Origin of the sequence: Salinivibrio sp. IB574 (assembly GCF_001996205.1) — a bacterium.
GTDB classification, from domain to species: domain Bacteria; phylum Pseudomonadota; class Gammaproteobacteria; order Enterobacterales; family Vibrionaceae; genus Salinivibrio; species Salinivibrio proteolyticus.
The window spans coordinates 1-16,343 of record NZ_MUFN01000006.1 but is presented as its reverse complement, the minus strand read 5'-3'; the positions used below and the strand labels follow the sequence as shown (position 1 = coordinate 16,343).

The 16,343-nt window shown below is 40.9% G+C and carries 11 protein-coding genes; 7 read left to right on the top strand and 4 right to left on the bottom strand.

All coding sequences use genetic code 11. The features are described 5' to 3' along the window. Positions 1-36 precede the first annotated feature (36 nt). Positions 37-231: a hypothetical protein gene (locus BZJ17_RS04360; protein ID WP_077639888.1), complete on the bottom strand. Its 195-nt coding sequence runs from the start codon at positions 229-231 to the stop codon at positions 37-39. Between the two features lie 266 nt (positions 232-497). Between BZJ17_RS04360 and BZJ17_RS04355 the strand changes: the two genes are divergently transcribed. Beyond that, positions 498-1,718, top strand: coding sequence for an aldose 1-epimerase family protein (locus tag BZJ17_RS04355; RefSeq protein ID WP_077639887.1), 1,221 nt, complete (start codon positions 498-500; stop codon positions 1,716-1,718). A 171-nt stretch (positions 1,719-1,889) separates the two neighbouring features. Here the strand turns inward: BZJ17_RS04355 and BZJ17_RS04350 are convergent, their stop codons facing one another. Beyond that, positions 1,890-2,921, bottom strand: a complete 1,032-nt coding sequence (locus BZJ17_RS04350; RefSeq protein ID WP_077639886.1) for a LacI family DNA-binding transcriptional regulator — start codon at positions 2,919-2,921, stop codon at positions 1,890-1,892. Between the two features lie 258 nt (positions 2,922-3,179). Here BZJ17_RS04350 and BZJ17_RS04345 point away from each other — a divergent pair, with 258 nt between their 5' ends. The 6 genes from BZJ17_RS04345 to BZJ17_RS04320 all read left to right on the top strand — a co-directional run bounded on the left by BZJ17_RS04345 (position 3,180) and on the right by BZJ17_RS04320 (position 10,213). Next, positions 3,180-3,623, top strand: a complete 444-nt coding sequence (locus BZJ17_RS04345; protein ID WP_077639959.1) for a PTS sugar transporter subunit IIA — start codon at positions 3,180-3,182, stop codon at positions 3,621-3,623. 117 nt (positions 3,624-3,740) lie between these two features. Further along, the gene (locus tag BZJ17_RS04340; RefSeq protein WP_077639885.1) at positions 3,741-4,028 is read left to right on the top strand and encodes a PTS sugar transporter subunit IIB; all 288 of its coding nucleotides are present in this window, start codon (positions 3,741-3,743) and stop codon (positions 4,026-4,028) included. Positions 4,029-4,039: 11 nt separating this feature from the next. Beyond that, complete coding sequence (locus tag BZJ17_RS04335; protein ID WP_077639884.1) at positions 4,040-5,296, top strand: PTS ascorbate transporter subunit IIC; 1,257 nt, start codon at positions 4,040-4,042, stop codon at positions 5,294-5,296. Between the two features lie 670 nt (positions 5,297-5,966). Next, positions 5,967-6,587, top strand: coding sequence for a GGDEF domain-containing protein (locus tag BZJ17_RS04330; RefSeq protein WP_077639883.1), 621 nt, complete (start codon positions 5,967-5,969; stop codon positions 6,585-6,587). A gap of 121 nt (positions 6,588-6,708) precedes the next feature. After that, on the top strand, positions 6,709-7,461 hold the full coding sequence (locus BZJ17_RS04325; RefSeq protein WP_077639882.1) for a DUF1266 domain-containing protein: 753 nt from the start codon (positions 6,709-6,711) through the stop codon (positions 7,459-7,461). Beyond that, complete coding sequence (locus BZJ17_RS04320) at positions 7,448-10,213, top strand: J domain-containing protein (RefSeq protein WP_077639881.1); 2,766 nt, start codon at positions 7,448-7,450, stop codon at positions 10,211-10,213. The genes BZJ17_RS04325 and BZJ17_RS04320 overlap by 14 nt, the downstream gene beginning before the upstream one ends. Before the next feature lies 1 nt (position 10,214). On the opposite strand, the gene BZJ17_RS04315 is transcribed toward BZJ17_RS04320, so the two are convergent. Further along, positions 10,215-11,894 carry an Hsp70 family protein gene (locus BZJ17_RS04315; protein WP_077639880.1) on the bottom strand — a complete coding sequence of 560 codons (1,680 nt, stop codon included), beginning with the start codon at positions 11,892-11,894 and terminating at the stop codon, positions 10,215-10,217. A 178-nt stretch (positions 11,895-12,072) separates the two neighbouring features. After that, positions 12,073-13,743 (bottom strand): methyl-accepting chemotaxis protein, encoded by a 1,671-nt coding sequence (locus BZJ17_RS04310; protein WP_077639879.1) that lies wholly within the window; start codon positions 13,741-13,743, stop codon positions 12,073-12,075. Positions 13,744-16,343: the final 2,600 nt, after the last annotated feature.

Sequence of the window (16,343 nt, the reverse complement as noted above, 5' to 3'; positions counted from 1 at the left end):
CTCTATCTAGTCTCTCGTTTCTAGAAGCGAAGCGTCTCACTTCTCGTTCTTCTCCAGCGGTTCATTCAACACCGGCACCGCTTGGCAAAATGTGCACTCATCATTATCCACCGAGGCGCCACCCGCTTCCACATAACGAATCCGGTGACTGCCTTTGTCCCGATTCGCAGATACAGCAAACCGCCGCTGGTCACGCTCGGGAATGGTCTTTTCTGTGTCATGCTCAGCCATGGGCTGTCTCCTTTAGATACCGAAAACCACTCTGCTGTATGTTAACGGAGTAGCTTTAACTAGACTAACCAAAAGTGCCTGTCCCCGATAATTCCCGCTAACTGTGTAATGCTGAACGTGAGTCAGCACTCATGATTCAAAAGCAGTTAATAAAAATTAAAGAGCTGAATCACAAGGTCACTTTCAGCAATTTGTCTGTTCAAATAATGAGCGTAGCATTTAAGCTGAAACGATTCAGCTAAACACAACAAATAAGGAAGACTAAGATGATAATCAAAAATGTCCTAGCAACTGTTGCCCTACTAACACCTATTTACGCCCTTTCAGCAGAATTTGTACTCACTGATAGCGCAACTAACACCTACGTGGATCATTGGAAAACATCGGCGCAAGAACTTGGGATTAACACAACCACCCCTTTTTCTATTGAGAAAAAGCGACTCAACACAGGCAAACAAAATGGCGTGGACATTATCACCATCGATAACGGTGAATTAGAACTGACGCTCGTACCGACTCGAGGCATGGGTATCTACCAAGTGCGCAAGGAGGGTAAGCGAATTCTTGGGTGGGATTCACCCGTCAAAGAGATAGTCAATCCAGCTTTTATTGATCTTGAGAGCAGAAACGGCCTTGGCTGGTTAGATGGTTTCAACGAAATGCTTGTTCGCTGTGGGTACGAATGGACAGGCCACCCCGGTGTTGATGACAATGGGCAATTGCTCAGCCTTCATGGACGGGTTCAAAACACTCCCGCCTCACTGGTGAAAGTCGAAATAGACGATGAAGCCCCACATACAATTACTGTCACCGGAATTATTGCAGAGAGTACCTTTAAAAAATCAAACCTTTCGACAGAAACGCGTTTGAGTATCATTCCTGGCGAAAACTCCTTCTCAATAAACGATACACTCACCAACAAAGCTGATTACGACGATGAATATCAAGTCATCTACCACTCAAACTTTGGTCAACCCATTCTAGAGAAAGGCGCCAAAATCCATGCAGCAGCAAGTGAAATATCTCCATTTAATGACTATGCAAAAGGGGGACTTAAAAGTTGGCAAACCTATTTAGGACCAACAAAAGATTTTGATGAAATGGTATTTAACTTAAAGCCCATTAGTGATCCAGAAGGCAGCTCTCTTGCTGTTTTACACAATAAAGACGCCAACTCTGGTGTGTCGATGCTATTTAAAACCGATCAGCTCCCAGTGCTAACAATTTGGAAAAACACTGACACATTAAAACAGGGCTATGTAACGGGAATAGAGCCTGGTACAAGCTATGCATATAATACAAAATATCAACGGCCGTTAGGCCTAGTGCCGACCATAAAAGCTGGCGAACAAAAACATTTCGATCTTGAGTACACCGTGTTAACGAATGCAGAAGACGTTAGTCAAGCCGTCGACAATGTAGCCAACATCATGAAAAAACAAAAAGTCCAACTGAAGCCAGAGCCTTTGGTCGATCTTAGTCACTAAAGGCACATAACGGCTAGACATAGCCTTTCGTTATCAAACGTGTTCGGCGTTGCTCACGCTTGGCCGAACACTTTCCACTTAATACTCCTCGTAACGCGTTCGCGCCTGTCCTGTCAAGCGCATCCTGAGCTCTTTGGCTAAAGTGTCTGTCCCTATAAAACGGCCAAAAAACTAGTTTTTTCTTGCGGTGCTGGTACGGTGTACGAGTTTAAATGGGATAGTTCTAGCGCCTGTAAGCGGTTGGCCTTCAATGGCTTGCAAAATCGCTGTCGCTGCCTGAGTGCCGAGGGATTGATAGTCAATTTCAGCGCTCGTTAAGCTCGGAAAGGCATGCTCACTCATGGAGGAGCCCTCCAAGCTGATAATTGCGATATCAGTCGGCACTTTTAACACCCGTCGGTGACACTCAAACAACGCGCCGATGGCTATCTCTTCATGGCTACATACCAACGCGTCCAACGTGACATCGCGAAGCAACAATTTCGCCAACCCTTCAGCTCCCAATTGTGCCGATGGCGCCTCGTGGGTGGTTAAAAAATGGTCAGGGGTTAAGTAATGCTCAATCATCGCGCCCTGCCAGCCTTGCAGTTTGCGCTGTAAGGTCGCATGGTTACCTCGCGCGCCAATAAAGCCAATATTATTAAACCCTTGGCTTAAGAGATGCTCCGTACTCACCTTACCTATCTCATGGTGATCCGCGCCCATGCTGGCATAGCCTACCATTGATGAAGACTCAGCGATTTCGAGAACAGGCGCATTGGCCACCTCAAGCAATTGATGGGTACGCTGCGTATGCTCATTACCAAATAGCACTACTGCCGCAGGTCGGCTTTCTAGAAAACCGGCCAATAAATCCTCTTCCTGCTGGACCGAATAATCACTGTAACCCAGCAACAATTGATAGCCTGCTTTATTCAACCGCTGTTGAAAACGAGGCAAAAACAAGGCGCACGCCTTTTCCAATAGAGAAGGAATGATCAACGCAATGGCATAGCTTTGCGCTGATGCCAAAGCACCCGCGGCTTTATTAGGAATATAACCCAGTTGCTCAACGGCGCGTTGAACCTTATCGCGCAATTTGTCAGAGACAGCATCCGGGGTGCGCAACACCCTGGAAACCGTCATGGTGCCTACCCCAGCCTGTTTGGCAACATCCGCAAGCGTAACTTTACCCGTATTGCGTCGTTTTCTTGGTTCACTCATTATATCTATTGATTACTCATCATCTTATGACACCGTATCCTATCACAGCCATCAGCGATTAATCCGTGCCCCGCATGGCCTCTTTGTAGCATGACGCATTGGTAGACAGAAAAAATGATAGCGCTATCACATCTTATGGTAGCGCTATCAGATAGCGCTACCAATTGTGATCATTGTCCATTTATTGCTCAGTTTTCAGCGATAGAGTTATCAACAATTCTCCAACAACCAAATAAAACCTTTAAAACGGATAGAGCCATGTTACGAGATCTGATTACCGCCGACGTTATCCGCATTCACCAAGATGCCAACGATTGGCAAGATGCCATCAACAAAGCCTGCGCAGCACTTTTGGATAACGGTGCCATTGCGCCGAGCTATGTCGACGCGATTTATCGCTCACATCAAGAACTCGGTCCCTACTATGTGGTGGGTCCAGGTATCGCGATGCCCCACGCACGCCCTGAAGATGGCGTTAACCGCCTCGCCCTGGCTATCACAGTGATCAAAAACGGCGTCAATTTTGACAGCGCCGAAAACGATCCGGTTAAGGTGCTGGTCACCCTCGCGGCCACCGACAGTAATAGCCATATCGAAGCTATCTCCCAACTGGCGAACCTTTTTATGAATGACACACACATCGCGCAGATCAGCCGCGCCACCAACGTGGATGAAGTATTAGCCATTATCGCCAACTACTAACCCTTACATCAGTAGCTACAAAACGCAAAGACACAAAGGGCTCGCCCTTCGCTGTCGGCTTTAAAACAACGAACATGCTGAAAACGCATCTGTTAACCCAAATAAAAGGTCAGAATTATGAAAATCACAGTCGTATGCGGCCATGGTCTTGGCACCAGCCTAATGATGGAAATGAGCATCAAAACAATCATCAACGATCTTGGCGTCGAAGCCAGTATCGACCATATCGATCTGGGCTCAGTCTCTGGGACAGAGGCCGATATTTTCGTCGCCACCAACGATATCGCCCAACAGTTACAAGCGATGAACGTATCGCCACGCATTGTCGCACTCGACAACATGGTGGACAAAGAGGCAATGAAAACCCGCTTGTCTGAGGCCCTACAAGCACTCGGTGCCCTATAAGGAGTGACGTTATGCCCTTTTTTAACTTCCTGATGAAAGACGTACTCTCTGAGCCCGCGGTATTAGTGGGTTTGATTGCACTAATTGGTTTAATCGCCCAGAAAAAACCCGCGACTGAATGCATCAAAGGCACCATCAAAACCATTCTAGGCTTTGTGATCCTAGGGGCCGGTGCCTCATTGGTAGTCAGCTCGCTCGGGGATTTTGCCACCATTTTCCAGCATGCGTTTGGTATCAGTGGCGTGGTGCCCAACAACGAAGCCATTGTCTCCATCGCGCAAGAAGCCTTTGGTAAGGAAATGGCAATGATCATGTTCTTCGGCATGCTGGTTAACATCCTTATCGCACGCTTAACCCCGTGGAAATTCATCTTTTTAACCGGCCATCACACCTTGTTTATGTCGATGATGGTCGCCGCGATCCTTTCCACCAGCGGCATGGAGGGGATCTCATTGGTCGCATTAGGCTCTGTGGTTGTCGGCTCGGTGATGGTGTTCTTTCCTGCCATCGCCCATCGCTACATGCAACAAGTCACGGGTTCAGATGAAGTCGCCATTGGCCACTTTTCAACCCTCTCTTACGTGTTAGCCGGCTTTATTGGCAGCAAGTTTGGCAACAAAGCCCACTCCACCGAAGACATGGACGTGCCCAAAAGCCTGTTGTTTTTGCGTGATACGCCAGTCGCCATCTCGTTCACCATGGGGATTATTTTTATGGTGACGTGTCTGTTTGCCGGCGGAGACTTTGTGCGCGAGGTAAGTGATGGTAAACACTGGTTTATGTTTGCACTAATGCAATCCATCACCTTTGCAGGCGGGGTGTATGTGATCTTGCAAGGGGTAAGAATGGTGATTGCCGAAATTGTGCCAGCGTTTAAAGGGATTTCCGACAAACTGGTGCCCAATGCCAAGCCAGCACTCGACTGTCCCGTCGTCTTCCCCTACGCGCCCAATGCGGTGTTAGTAGGCTTTTTATCTAGCTTTGTTGCTGGGCTTGTCGGTATGTTCCTGCTCTATATACTGGGGCTTACAGTGATTATCCCAGGCGTGGTGCCCCACTTTTTCGTCGGCGCAGCTGCAGGGGTATTCGGTAATGCCACAGGCGGACGACGCGGCGCAATCTTAGGCGCCTTTGCGCAAGGCCTACTAATCACCTTCCTGCCCGTGTTCTTGCTCCCTGTGCTCGGCGATCTGGGCTTTGCCAACACCACCTTTAGCGATGCCGACTTTGGTGTGGTCGGCATCTTACTCGGCCTAATTGTGCGATAACCACAAACAAAAAAGATGAACAGGCCGACTGGCTTGTTCATCCTTTCCAATTTAGCTTTCAAGATATCGTCCTTCAGGTGCTCAGGAAAAAAGGTATTAAACCGACCATTCCACGCGTAGTAATGCGGATTACTGGGAGGACGACCATCCTAGTAAAACAGGTGTCAGCGACTTGAAATCCGGCGATTTGGAAGACTGGAAAAGAGAAGAAGGTTACACCAACGCCGTCATGGATACGTCTCTAATCCCCAATATTGCTTTCTCTTTTTTATCGACAAACTAAAACTGTCAACATAAGAGATACCCAGACATACAAATACACAACGCTAGAAGCTAAAACGCCTCAACCTCACATAACTGCGCATATCAATCTACGTTGCTGCTGATAAACTAGACACAAGCAATCCGCATAAATTATAATCATGTCAATAAATGCTAGCAATAAAGCATTAGATACAAATAGTAAACATATACTCAAATCGACTAACACAAATGTAAACATATTTAGTTAATGTGTTAGTTTAAATCTACAGTTGTCTCGAAAAAGAGACACAGTGTGATATTGAATAGTATTTCTTTTCATTGGATGATAGTCGATTAATTTTTCTATGAAAATTAACAGGTTATTTCCTAGTTTCTTGATAATGTTCTGTTACTAAATGTTGCTACTATGACTAATATCTCAGCTGACCTAATTCTTGTTTTACTATTAATCATGATTAGCGCTTATCTGATTCACAAGATTAGCGTTAAAGTAGCCATAGCTCGCAGAACCAAGTATTTGGAAGAAGCTAATAGGAAACTACAAATGCTATCAACAACGGATAGTCTTACTGGTTTAAAAAATAGGAGGTTTTTCTCTGAAATTCTTGATGAATACAATGGCCTAGATCACGTAGGGTTACTTATCTTAGACATCGATAACTTCAAATCTATCAACGATAAGTTCGGTCATAGTGTCGGCGATACTGTCATACAGTATGTCGCTGAAATTTTAAAAAGAGTCTCAAAAAAAGAAGAGACCATAGCAAGAATTGGAGGAGAAGAGTTTGCCGTTGTAGCAAGGTTTGATAACTTCGACAGCGCAAAGAGCTATGGGCAAGACATAGTTACATCGATAGAAAAAAGCACACCATTTTTTCTTTCTAATCCAATACAGGTCACTGTTAGTGTCGGATTACGCTACTACAACCAAAAAACGCAACTGCTTAACCTCGAGGAAGCAGATAGATTATTATATGAAGCAAAAGAAAAAGGAAAGAATAAGGTTATTGCAGAATTAGGAAACTAACGATTTTATTAATAAATATGTGACATTAGCCCAAAATTAAAGCTTTTTATCTCTAGACGATCCATTATTTCCCTATAAGATCATATCTTATAGCATTTATTTGAATAATCGGTTTCAAGAAATGCAAGAGAGCAGTAATGGATACAAAGCTTGGTTTTTGACGCTAGGGGCTCCTCATACTAGTATTTTCGAAGGAGAAAGAAAATACTTAGACCCGTATTGGGTTACAGACAAGTCCTGTTGCTATCATATACTTGAGAGAGACTGGGGAATTGAAGATAGAGCTTCTCTTTACCATCAGATTCATAGACTGATATTCGAAGGGACACACGGCCACAATCTCTCCCACTTATATGCCAAATATGCAAGTTACACATCTAAAGAGTGGTCCACTTTTTCCAGACAATATCCTTCAGGACAAGAGAAAGCTGAAATAGATTTCGTCAAGATGTCTTACGATCTAGTAGGCTTGGGTGGAACACGAGGATACGACTATGGTAGGGCTTGCTTTCTCGCAAGAGAAGGACTCAAAATTGATTGGTTATCAGAAGAAGAATTCTACTATATTCATAGCGTGATTGCTCACAAGGCTCGATTTTTTTATAACTCTTGGTATCAATACTCACACTCATGGATATTCGGAAGCTGTTATTGGGCTTACCTAGTTTTCGACATTAATGATAATGAAAGAAATAATGTGTTTCTCAATCCAGATATAAAGAAAAGGTTACGCCACCGTCTAAAAATTAGTTTCCAAGATAAAGAGAACCCTATCCATTGGATTCCATGGGAAGAGATCACATTGCCTAATTTTGAAATGCCAGAGTCGCTAGAATCTTTAATCGAAAGTGAGATAGATAATGAATCCATTTGATTACTTTGGCCTAAGTAGCAATACGAGTCTTAAAGAATTAAAGACAGTTTATAAGCTAAAACTTAGAGAGAATCATCCAGAAGATAATCCAGAAGGCTTTAGAGAATTACGAGAACAGTATGAAATAGCGCTAGATCTAATCGAAAAGTCAGCTTTATCAAACAGTAGTAAAGATATAGGCGTAAGAAAGCCTGACAGTTATTACCATCAATTTAATATCATATTGAACGAAATAATAACATTTCTTAGTCAGGCCATTTCTAAAGACTTCAAAATCCAGTGGAAAAAGTGGATTGATATCATTGAGTCTTTACCACTCGATCAGTCTATACCACTATCAAAAGAACTTGCTAATTTTGCTGCTAACAACCTTTGGATATCCGCAGAAGTTATACAAGACTTATGGGTACTTCTAGACTGGGGCGCTCTCTACAATGGTGATCGGCAAGACTACCAGCTGGCTTGTTTGCTTGACAGTTGGAGACAGTTGGATAATCCAAAGAGTGTGAGCGTTATTGCAGATAGATGCTTAGAAAATCAGCGGATAACACTGTGCTACTATCAATCATTGGCTATTGCTGTTAACAATGCTGATCTTAATGCACTTAGCCATATTATCCATCAAGATAGAGTTACCACATTAAATGATATAAACACCATTTATTGGCTATTACGGAGTATTAAAGCACTCGATTACAAGCATGTTGGCATTTCGCGAGAGACGCATCTGTGGTTAGTTTCTCGCGCATTAGCAGAAGAAAACCTTAATGCAGAGCTATTAATTCTCCTAGCAAAGCATTGTATTTATCTCAAAAATGAAAAATGTTTTTTACTCTCGTTGCAGAGACTAGCTACGCTAGAAAAAAGTGATAAATCAATACTTTCTCTCTTACAATCTTTTTACATCGATACCGACCCAACATTCGCTTTGTGGGCGATAGCTATTCAGCGACAAATGGACTGGATTAGTCAACCATATGCAATGGCGATGACTTATCCACTTCATAGTCATTTCAGTCAGTCAGCAATTACCGATATGCTCTTCTACCATGCTATTGATGAAGGTTTTCTCCCAAAAGTTGATATTATATTTGAACTTACAACCCTACAAGGATGTCTAGCTTCGCTTTGGTGGCATTTACATCATGGCGCATGGCAAGGGATCCAATGTGCAATTGACAAACTAAATAATCAAGATATTACACATTATCGATGGAAGTATCTTGCTGGCTTTATCTTGGATAAAGGACAAAAAGAACTTGACCGTGCTCGAGAAATTCCTATTTTCGAAAAAATATCATCGATGTATTATTCGCCTGAGTGGCTAAATTATGAAGAGTTTATACAAGATGATGTATTAACACCCACAAGTGATGAATGGCAAGACGCACTTAATCGACATCCTGTTATCCCTAAAAATCTCTACGATCTATTGTCGGCGAGATCAGATGTTACTATATTGCAGCCTGAATTGGATGATTACAATGAACAGCTTGCGAAAAGAGAAGTGCATAACAATACACTTTATAAAAAAGTAAAAACCACTACTGGCGCAGACACAACAAAGTGGGCTGAGTTCTACTTATACCATCTATCATTCCCGTATTCATATACGAAATGCATACAGAAAAAAATGAGTCACTACGCACCACCTCTACCCCAATCTCAGCTAGATGTTATTACTCGGATAGCATTAAAAAATGATATTGATTATGCCAAAGACATATTGGAAACTGGGACAGCAGATATATTTTGCCAACGAGAGATTTACTGTCAATATGTTCACTCATACAATCCAGATTTTCTTAAGAAGAACTTTGAAAACATATCGAAAGAAAATACGATTATGCAGCTTGTACAAGCGTGCCATTACAATAAAGAAAATGGTACGACTCATGAAGCACTCATCATATATAAAATAATTGAAATACTTGTAGGTAATAATGAAAACTACAGTGAGATAAAACATATTCTTAAAGACAGTATTATGGCTATGGATACATATCAGAGCACCTCGCATCTATGGCCTATGTTTAATGCTGTATTATTTGGTGATGAAAAGGAGATCATAAATCAATGTGAAGTGATTCAAGAAAACAATACAAATGAAGATTGTAATGAATTTAATGGCAGCCTATTAAACTATTTGCATGGAATGTGCTATCTACTTTGTTTTATGCAAACAAGCACCAACAAAGTTGGATTTAATACGAAACAAATCGAAAGAATAAATAATAACCGAGGTGAAGAGAGTGTATTTACATTCTCAGTGCTTTCTTTCTATGTCGAACAGAAGCTAAATCGAGAATTAGAAGAAGCGAGGCATAAAAAACCGTCAGCATTTAAGTGGCCAAGTAATAAGATGTTATTTATTCAATCGTTATTGGTTACTATTTTTTCTTTCACCGTATCATCGGCCGACGTTGGTTTTTACCACAGCGTTATTACTCCAATCGTTAATAATGAAGCTATTGTTGTCAGCCCTCTTTTTGTTTTTTGTATTTTACTAAATTTAATTCTTACTCGTCTATTAGTTGGAACTTGTATTATTCGCAAAAAGAGAAAACTACTCGGCATATGGATTACGTTATGGCTTTCTGTCTTTGTATTGACGGGTAGTTATTGGCTAAGTACGCTATTATGGTTAACTTATTTAATAGCTCCAGCCAAAGACAGGCCATCCATTACATCTAAAGGATGGCCATACGCTCTTAAAAGAGAGGGGGATATTCATCTCTCAGATTACATTTAGTTTAATCATATTGGTCCGCCAACACCTCGTGAATGTGTTGGCGGGCTTTATCTATATGTCGAGAATCCTGAGAGCTTAATGCCTCCTCAAAAGAGATAATTAACATCTCAATAGATTTTCTCGCATGACCAAGTGTTTCTTCATAGAGTTTGTGTAATTTATTTAACAACACAATATTAGGTATTTTTTCTCTCGGATGAACTTTTAGCTTGCTTAATTTTTCTCGACTGGCCTCTATTTCTTCTTTACTGATTCCAGTAGGACTCATATCTATGGTTTTTTCAACTTGGATAGGCTTGTCTAGGACATCAACATTCACATCAAGTAAACCATTCACATCATAGCTAAATCGAACATCAATAGGATGATTTGCCGAACAGCTAGAAACATCAATCGCAATATTATCAATATGGATATTATCTTGAGCCCAAAAGGACTCACCTTGATATATTGAGATTATAATTTCATTTTCGGCGTCATGCTTCGTGTAATAACGTTGGACACGAGAAGCAGGGACTGTCGTGTTTCTCTCCAGTACCGGGCTGAAAATGCCCGACTGACCATTGACCTCTGCTGCTACTCCCAAGCTATACGGACATACGTCTGTCATCACAAGATCGTCAATCGCCTTGTGTCTCATTCTGTATGCAGCCTGCGTTACAGCGCCTAGGCAAACAACCGTCTCAGGATCAAGATCTCGGCGACCAAATCGACTTAATAATCGTGTTGCCATTTTTTGTACATGGGGGAGACGACTTGCGCCTCCTACAAAAATAACATCATCAATCTCATGGACACTCACTTTAGCATCTCTCAAAGATTGCTCGAGTGGCTGCTTGAGCTTTCTCAGGGTATGTCGCCAAATCGTGTCGAGATCACTGTCAGAGAGATAAATTCCTTGCTCTTTACTTCCTTCCTCGTTCTTAAACGCATACTCTATAAACATCGATTTACTGTACTGCTTCTTAGCCTTCTCACATGCCTCGTAAATGGCTTGAATGTCAGTTAAACTTATCGTCTCTCGATCTAAACACGCTCGCTCTAGCACTACATCCACTAAATCTTCCGTAAAATCCTCTCCTCCTAAACGATTATTGCCAGCAGATGAATGAACTTCAATGAGACCGGCTGAATACTCTACGATACTAACATCGAATGTTCCGCCACCTAAATCGAAAACAAGATATTGACCATCATCTTTTTTATCTACATGGTAAGCTAGCGCAGCGGCGGTCGGCTCATTGATTAAGCGTACCGCATCTAGACCAGCCATATCAGCCGCTAACCTCACTTCTTTGCGCTGCTGATCGTTAAAATACGCAGGTACTGAAACAATCACTTCTCTTATCTCAGTATTTAGGTAGATCTCAGCGTCCTTTTTCAATGTCGAGAGTATTATGGAACACAGCTCTCGTGCATTAAATACCTTGTTATTACCCAAACGATAGGTTTTTTCTGTACCAATTGAACGCTTAAACACGCTTACCGTACTTTTTGGATGCGTAAACTTACGATAATAAGCGGCTTTACCTACCAAAACATGATCGCCTTCGCAACTAATAATCGAAGGCGTTAAATATTCGCCAAGTGAGTTAGGTATGAGTACGGGGCTATCGCCTTGCCAAACACCAATACTACTGTGAGTGGTCCCCAAGTCGATGCCAATTGCATAATCCGTCATTTTAATTTTACAGTCTGATAAAGATAAGCTTATAGTACCGTCTCTCGTAGATAAAAAACAATTAGAGGACGTCAGAAGCTATTTTTATCGAAGCGGATCACTTTTTGATGTGCATCTAAAAATAAAGAGCGCATTTACAATACGCCCTCTATTACTCTTATATGTTGTAAATTTTTAATTAAATTTTGAATTGTCCTACCAACGCATCTAATTCTTGTCCCAATGCACTTAGATCAGCTGCAGCACTCGAAGAAGCCTCGCTCGATACAAGTAGACTAGCCACAATGTCACGTATAGACACCAAATTCCGATGAATATCTTCAGTAACCGTCGTTTGCTCAGAAGCCGCACTCGCAATTTGCGACGTCATATCATTTACTTGCGCAAAGGCCGCACTCACCGATGTAATTTTTTCACCAATTTCTGCTGAAGATTCTGCCATCGCTTTACACTCTTGATCACTCTCTGCAATGGTTTTCACCGCACTGTCAACGTGAACATGCAGCCCATCTAGCATGTCGCGAATTTCATGAGTGCTCGTTTGCGTTCGACTGGCCAATGTTCGAACCTCATCGGCTACTACTGCAAAACCTCTGCCTTGCTCGCCGGCTCGAGCCGCTTCAATGGCCGCATTTAAGGCAAGTAAGTTAGTTTGTTCAGCAATATCGCCAATCACTGATAGCACAGAAGTGATCTTGTCAGACTGAGATTTCAGTTGATCAACTTCATTGCTCGACTGTCCCATCCTTTCCACTAAACGCTGAACAGAAGCAATAGAGTCATGTACTTGAGCTTGCGCATCTTGCGCGTCTTGCGTCGCAGATGTTGCCGCATCCGCTACCTGAGTCGTATTTTGTGCCACTTCTTGGGCTGCTGAACTCATTTCTGTAACAGCAGTTACAACTTGCTCAGTTTCGTTATCATGAACTTGTAATTTCTTTGCAACAGATGACGTCTGGTTGGCCATATCATTCGCGGTACTGGTGACACGTGCCGTGACTTGAGCAACGTGCTGAATCGTCCCTTGAAGCTTTTCAACAAACCGATTGAACGCATGTCCCAACAGTGCGATTTCATCATGCCCATTTACACTCAGACGCTGCGTTAAATCCCCATCGCCACTGGCAATATCATTGAGCTTCTCAAGCATGTTGTTAACAGGCTGCCCCATGCGCTGCGCAAACCAACCAACGACCAGTCCGGTAATAACCACTGTTCCCAATCCGAATAGAGATAATCGCCAGATCTGCGCCTCTAATGCGGCTTCAGCTGTAATTCGATATTTAGAAACTTCATGCTCAATATCATCAATATATGCACCTGTTCCCAACATCCATTGATTGTTGTTCACCATTACTGCATAGCCAATTTTATCAATGAGTTCATTAGTACCCGGTTTTTCAAACATGAAGTTAAAATAGCCGTCGCCACGCTGCGCCGTTTCGATCAAACCTTGAATTACCTTATTTCCTTTCGGATCGGTTAAATCAATTAGATTCTTCCCCTCTAGGCTTGGATTCATCGGGTGAAACACATTAACGCCTTTTTTATCGTACATAAAAAAGTAACCGGAATCGCCAAACTTGATGTCGCTAAGCGCAGTTTTCACCTCAGCTAAACGCACCTGATTACTACCAGGGTTAATACGTTTAACCACATTTTCCGCTACTTGTGTCACTTCTTTTAGTTGTTTTTTACGTTCACCCACAAGTTTTTCGCGAAATGTTGCAATATTCTCTTCGATTAGTGTCTGCTCATTGTAGGCAGTAACTATACTGGTTACCAAGATAGATAGCACCAAAGGAACAACGGCAAGTAACAGCAACTTTGCTTTAAACATCAACTTCATTGTTATCAACCTTATTAGTTATATTTGTCAGTCGAGATTACTACTTTATCAGGCGGAGTAAAATATAAGCATATGTTTTATATATAAAAAGCGTGATATAAGTAGTAGAAGATGTGATGTCGATAACAGTCGCACGCTCATTTGCAATGCCATCATGCCTACGGTACTTTATGTTTTAAACATATTGAACGTTTTGCTTAAACGCAGCGTAACCACACTACATCTGAAACCATGTTTTTCGATATCGTCTATTTTGACGCTATCCTAGTGGATCGTGTCGGAACTACTTTAATCGTATATTGAACTCAGTGACATGTAGTGAACAGCAACCAACTTTTCAACTACGTATACCGACATTGGTCTAAAAACGTCTAGCATATGATGTTATACTAGACGCTCATTCTATAACCACTCGCCATCGCTTTCAGACGACTGAGCTCGCCACCTAGCGATATTTATAAAACTTAAACCCTTCAATCACAATAGATTTATGAGCGCAAGAATCCAAATCTAACCTCAAAAATCTAATTTCACTAGACGTCCATACGCTATTCATATGAATAGGTAAAAGGTTATCTCCATTGGAAAAAGTGAACCTTACACTTTGAGGTTCTATAAAGTCTTTATCACTGGACCAAAAAAGCTGAGCCCTACATAGATCATCAAACTTACCAGACAGTTTTACACTTAAGAGATCAATCTTTTTTCCTTCAATCAAACCATTTAGCTTAAAAACAGCATAAGGGTCATGACCTAAAACTCTACCAGATTGGATAGAATAATTATTAACACCAAGCAGACGATGAGGAAGTTTAAGCGCTTCTAAGAGGTTCTTCTCATTTGACAGGGCTCTCCCCCACTTGTATGGCAATGATGAAAAGTCATTAACAGAAAGCATTGCACTTAAACTATTCACTAACTTCAATTTCAATGAGCTAGGTAAGCGTTCGATATAGTCTTGACTGACTAAATATAATCTCCCGTTATATTCAAATGCAGAAAAATCCTGTAATGATAACAAGTATTTATGAAATAGGTGATAGCGTAAAAGGCCCTTACTCAACCTTACTATCTTAACATTACGAGAAGATACTTGCTCTAATTCAATCTTTTGTGCTCTAACACTTGGCACATTTAATATAGCATGTGATTTTGTAGGTATACGAAGATCATATAATGCGTAACGAGCAGTTTGCACCGTATGATAATCTATAATTAGAAAGCTTTCATCTTCATTTAGATATTTAACTAATTCAAACTCTGACTTTAAGTCATTTAGACGTTCTTTTTCAATAAACCCCTTACCAAGCTTGGGGATTTGATTATCACTAGACAGAACCATACTAGGTGAAATCATCTTAGTTACAAAATTACGAAAACCATCACGAATACTTAAAGCATTATGATTGTTCATAATACATATACTAATAAGCAGCACCGTTGATATAAATAATCTTTTCTTTCCCTTTAGATAAAAAATAACAAAAGCTAGTATAACTATAAAATAAAAAATACTATAGTGGAAGGCTCTAGGGAAGTCTCCGCCCGCTCTCGAAACCAGATAGCTTACCATTAATAATGGAGACACTAACAAATAAGATAACCATAATATCTTATCATTACTAAAAGACTTCCTATCAAATAGGAATATCGAAAACAAAGCAGAGAAAGCAATAAACCAAAAGTTTGCTTTAACTAGCTCAGAACGCGAACCATAATTTCCCCAATAGAGCNATGCATTAGTCAACACATACCTAGCTGATTCATATATATACTCGTGATTTGCTATACAAACAGCTAAAAGTAATGTGATAAAAAACAAACAGATGATATTAAGTTTATTTCTAATCTCTCCCACTTCAAGATGTTTAATTAAATATATTAAAGCTGGAAGAACAGATAAAACAAAAACAATAGCAAATGCATTGTAATACAGAAAGTATATAAAGAATAGCCAGCTACAAATAGATATCGTAGGAATCAATTGCCCAGTTCTAATGACTCTCGAAATAATTAACAAAGATGGAATAATTAGGGCATTATAACCAAAGGTTGGCAAACCGGCTAACAGAATGAAAAATACACTTATATTACTAAAAAAGGCTTTGAGAAGAAAAACCAAAAAAACAGAAAATAAGAACGTTGATAGGATGATAGAGGGATACAAAGTTAAATATGCACCATTAAAGACAACTTGATTAACATAACCTATAGCTATATGCATAAAGCCTTTAGTAGGTATATATTCAGAATAGGCTTTTGATCCGATATCATATAGCTGGTGAAAAGCAGTAAAAATTTCCCCATTGTGATATTCATCAGTTAAGTATATGTAATCTAGATGCCCCGAGAATAATACAGAAACAAAAACTAGTGCAGACACGTGAAGATATTTTGAATTACCTTTCCTATACTCAATCACTGAAATAACAATTGAAAGCATAGCAATAAAAAAAAGTATAGCTTGAAAGAAAGAAGGCAAAACAAAAGAAACTATCTCAGAGTTATATTTATATTTTGTATTAATGTAGAGTAATGGTGCAAAACCGAGTAAAATTTGTGAGATTAGTACTCGACAGTTACCAACAAAAACAAGAACC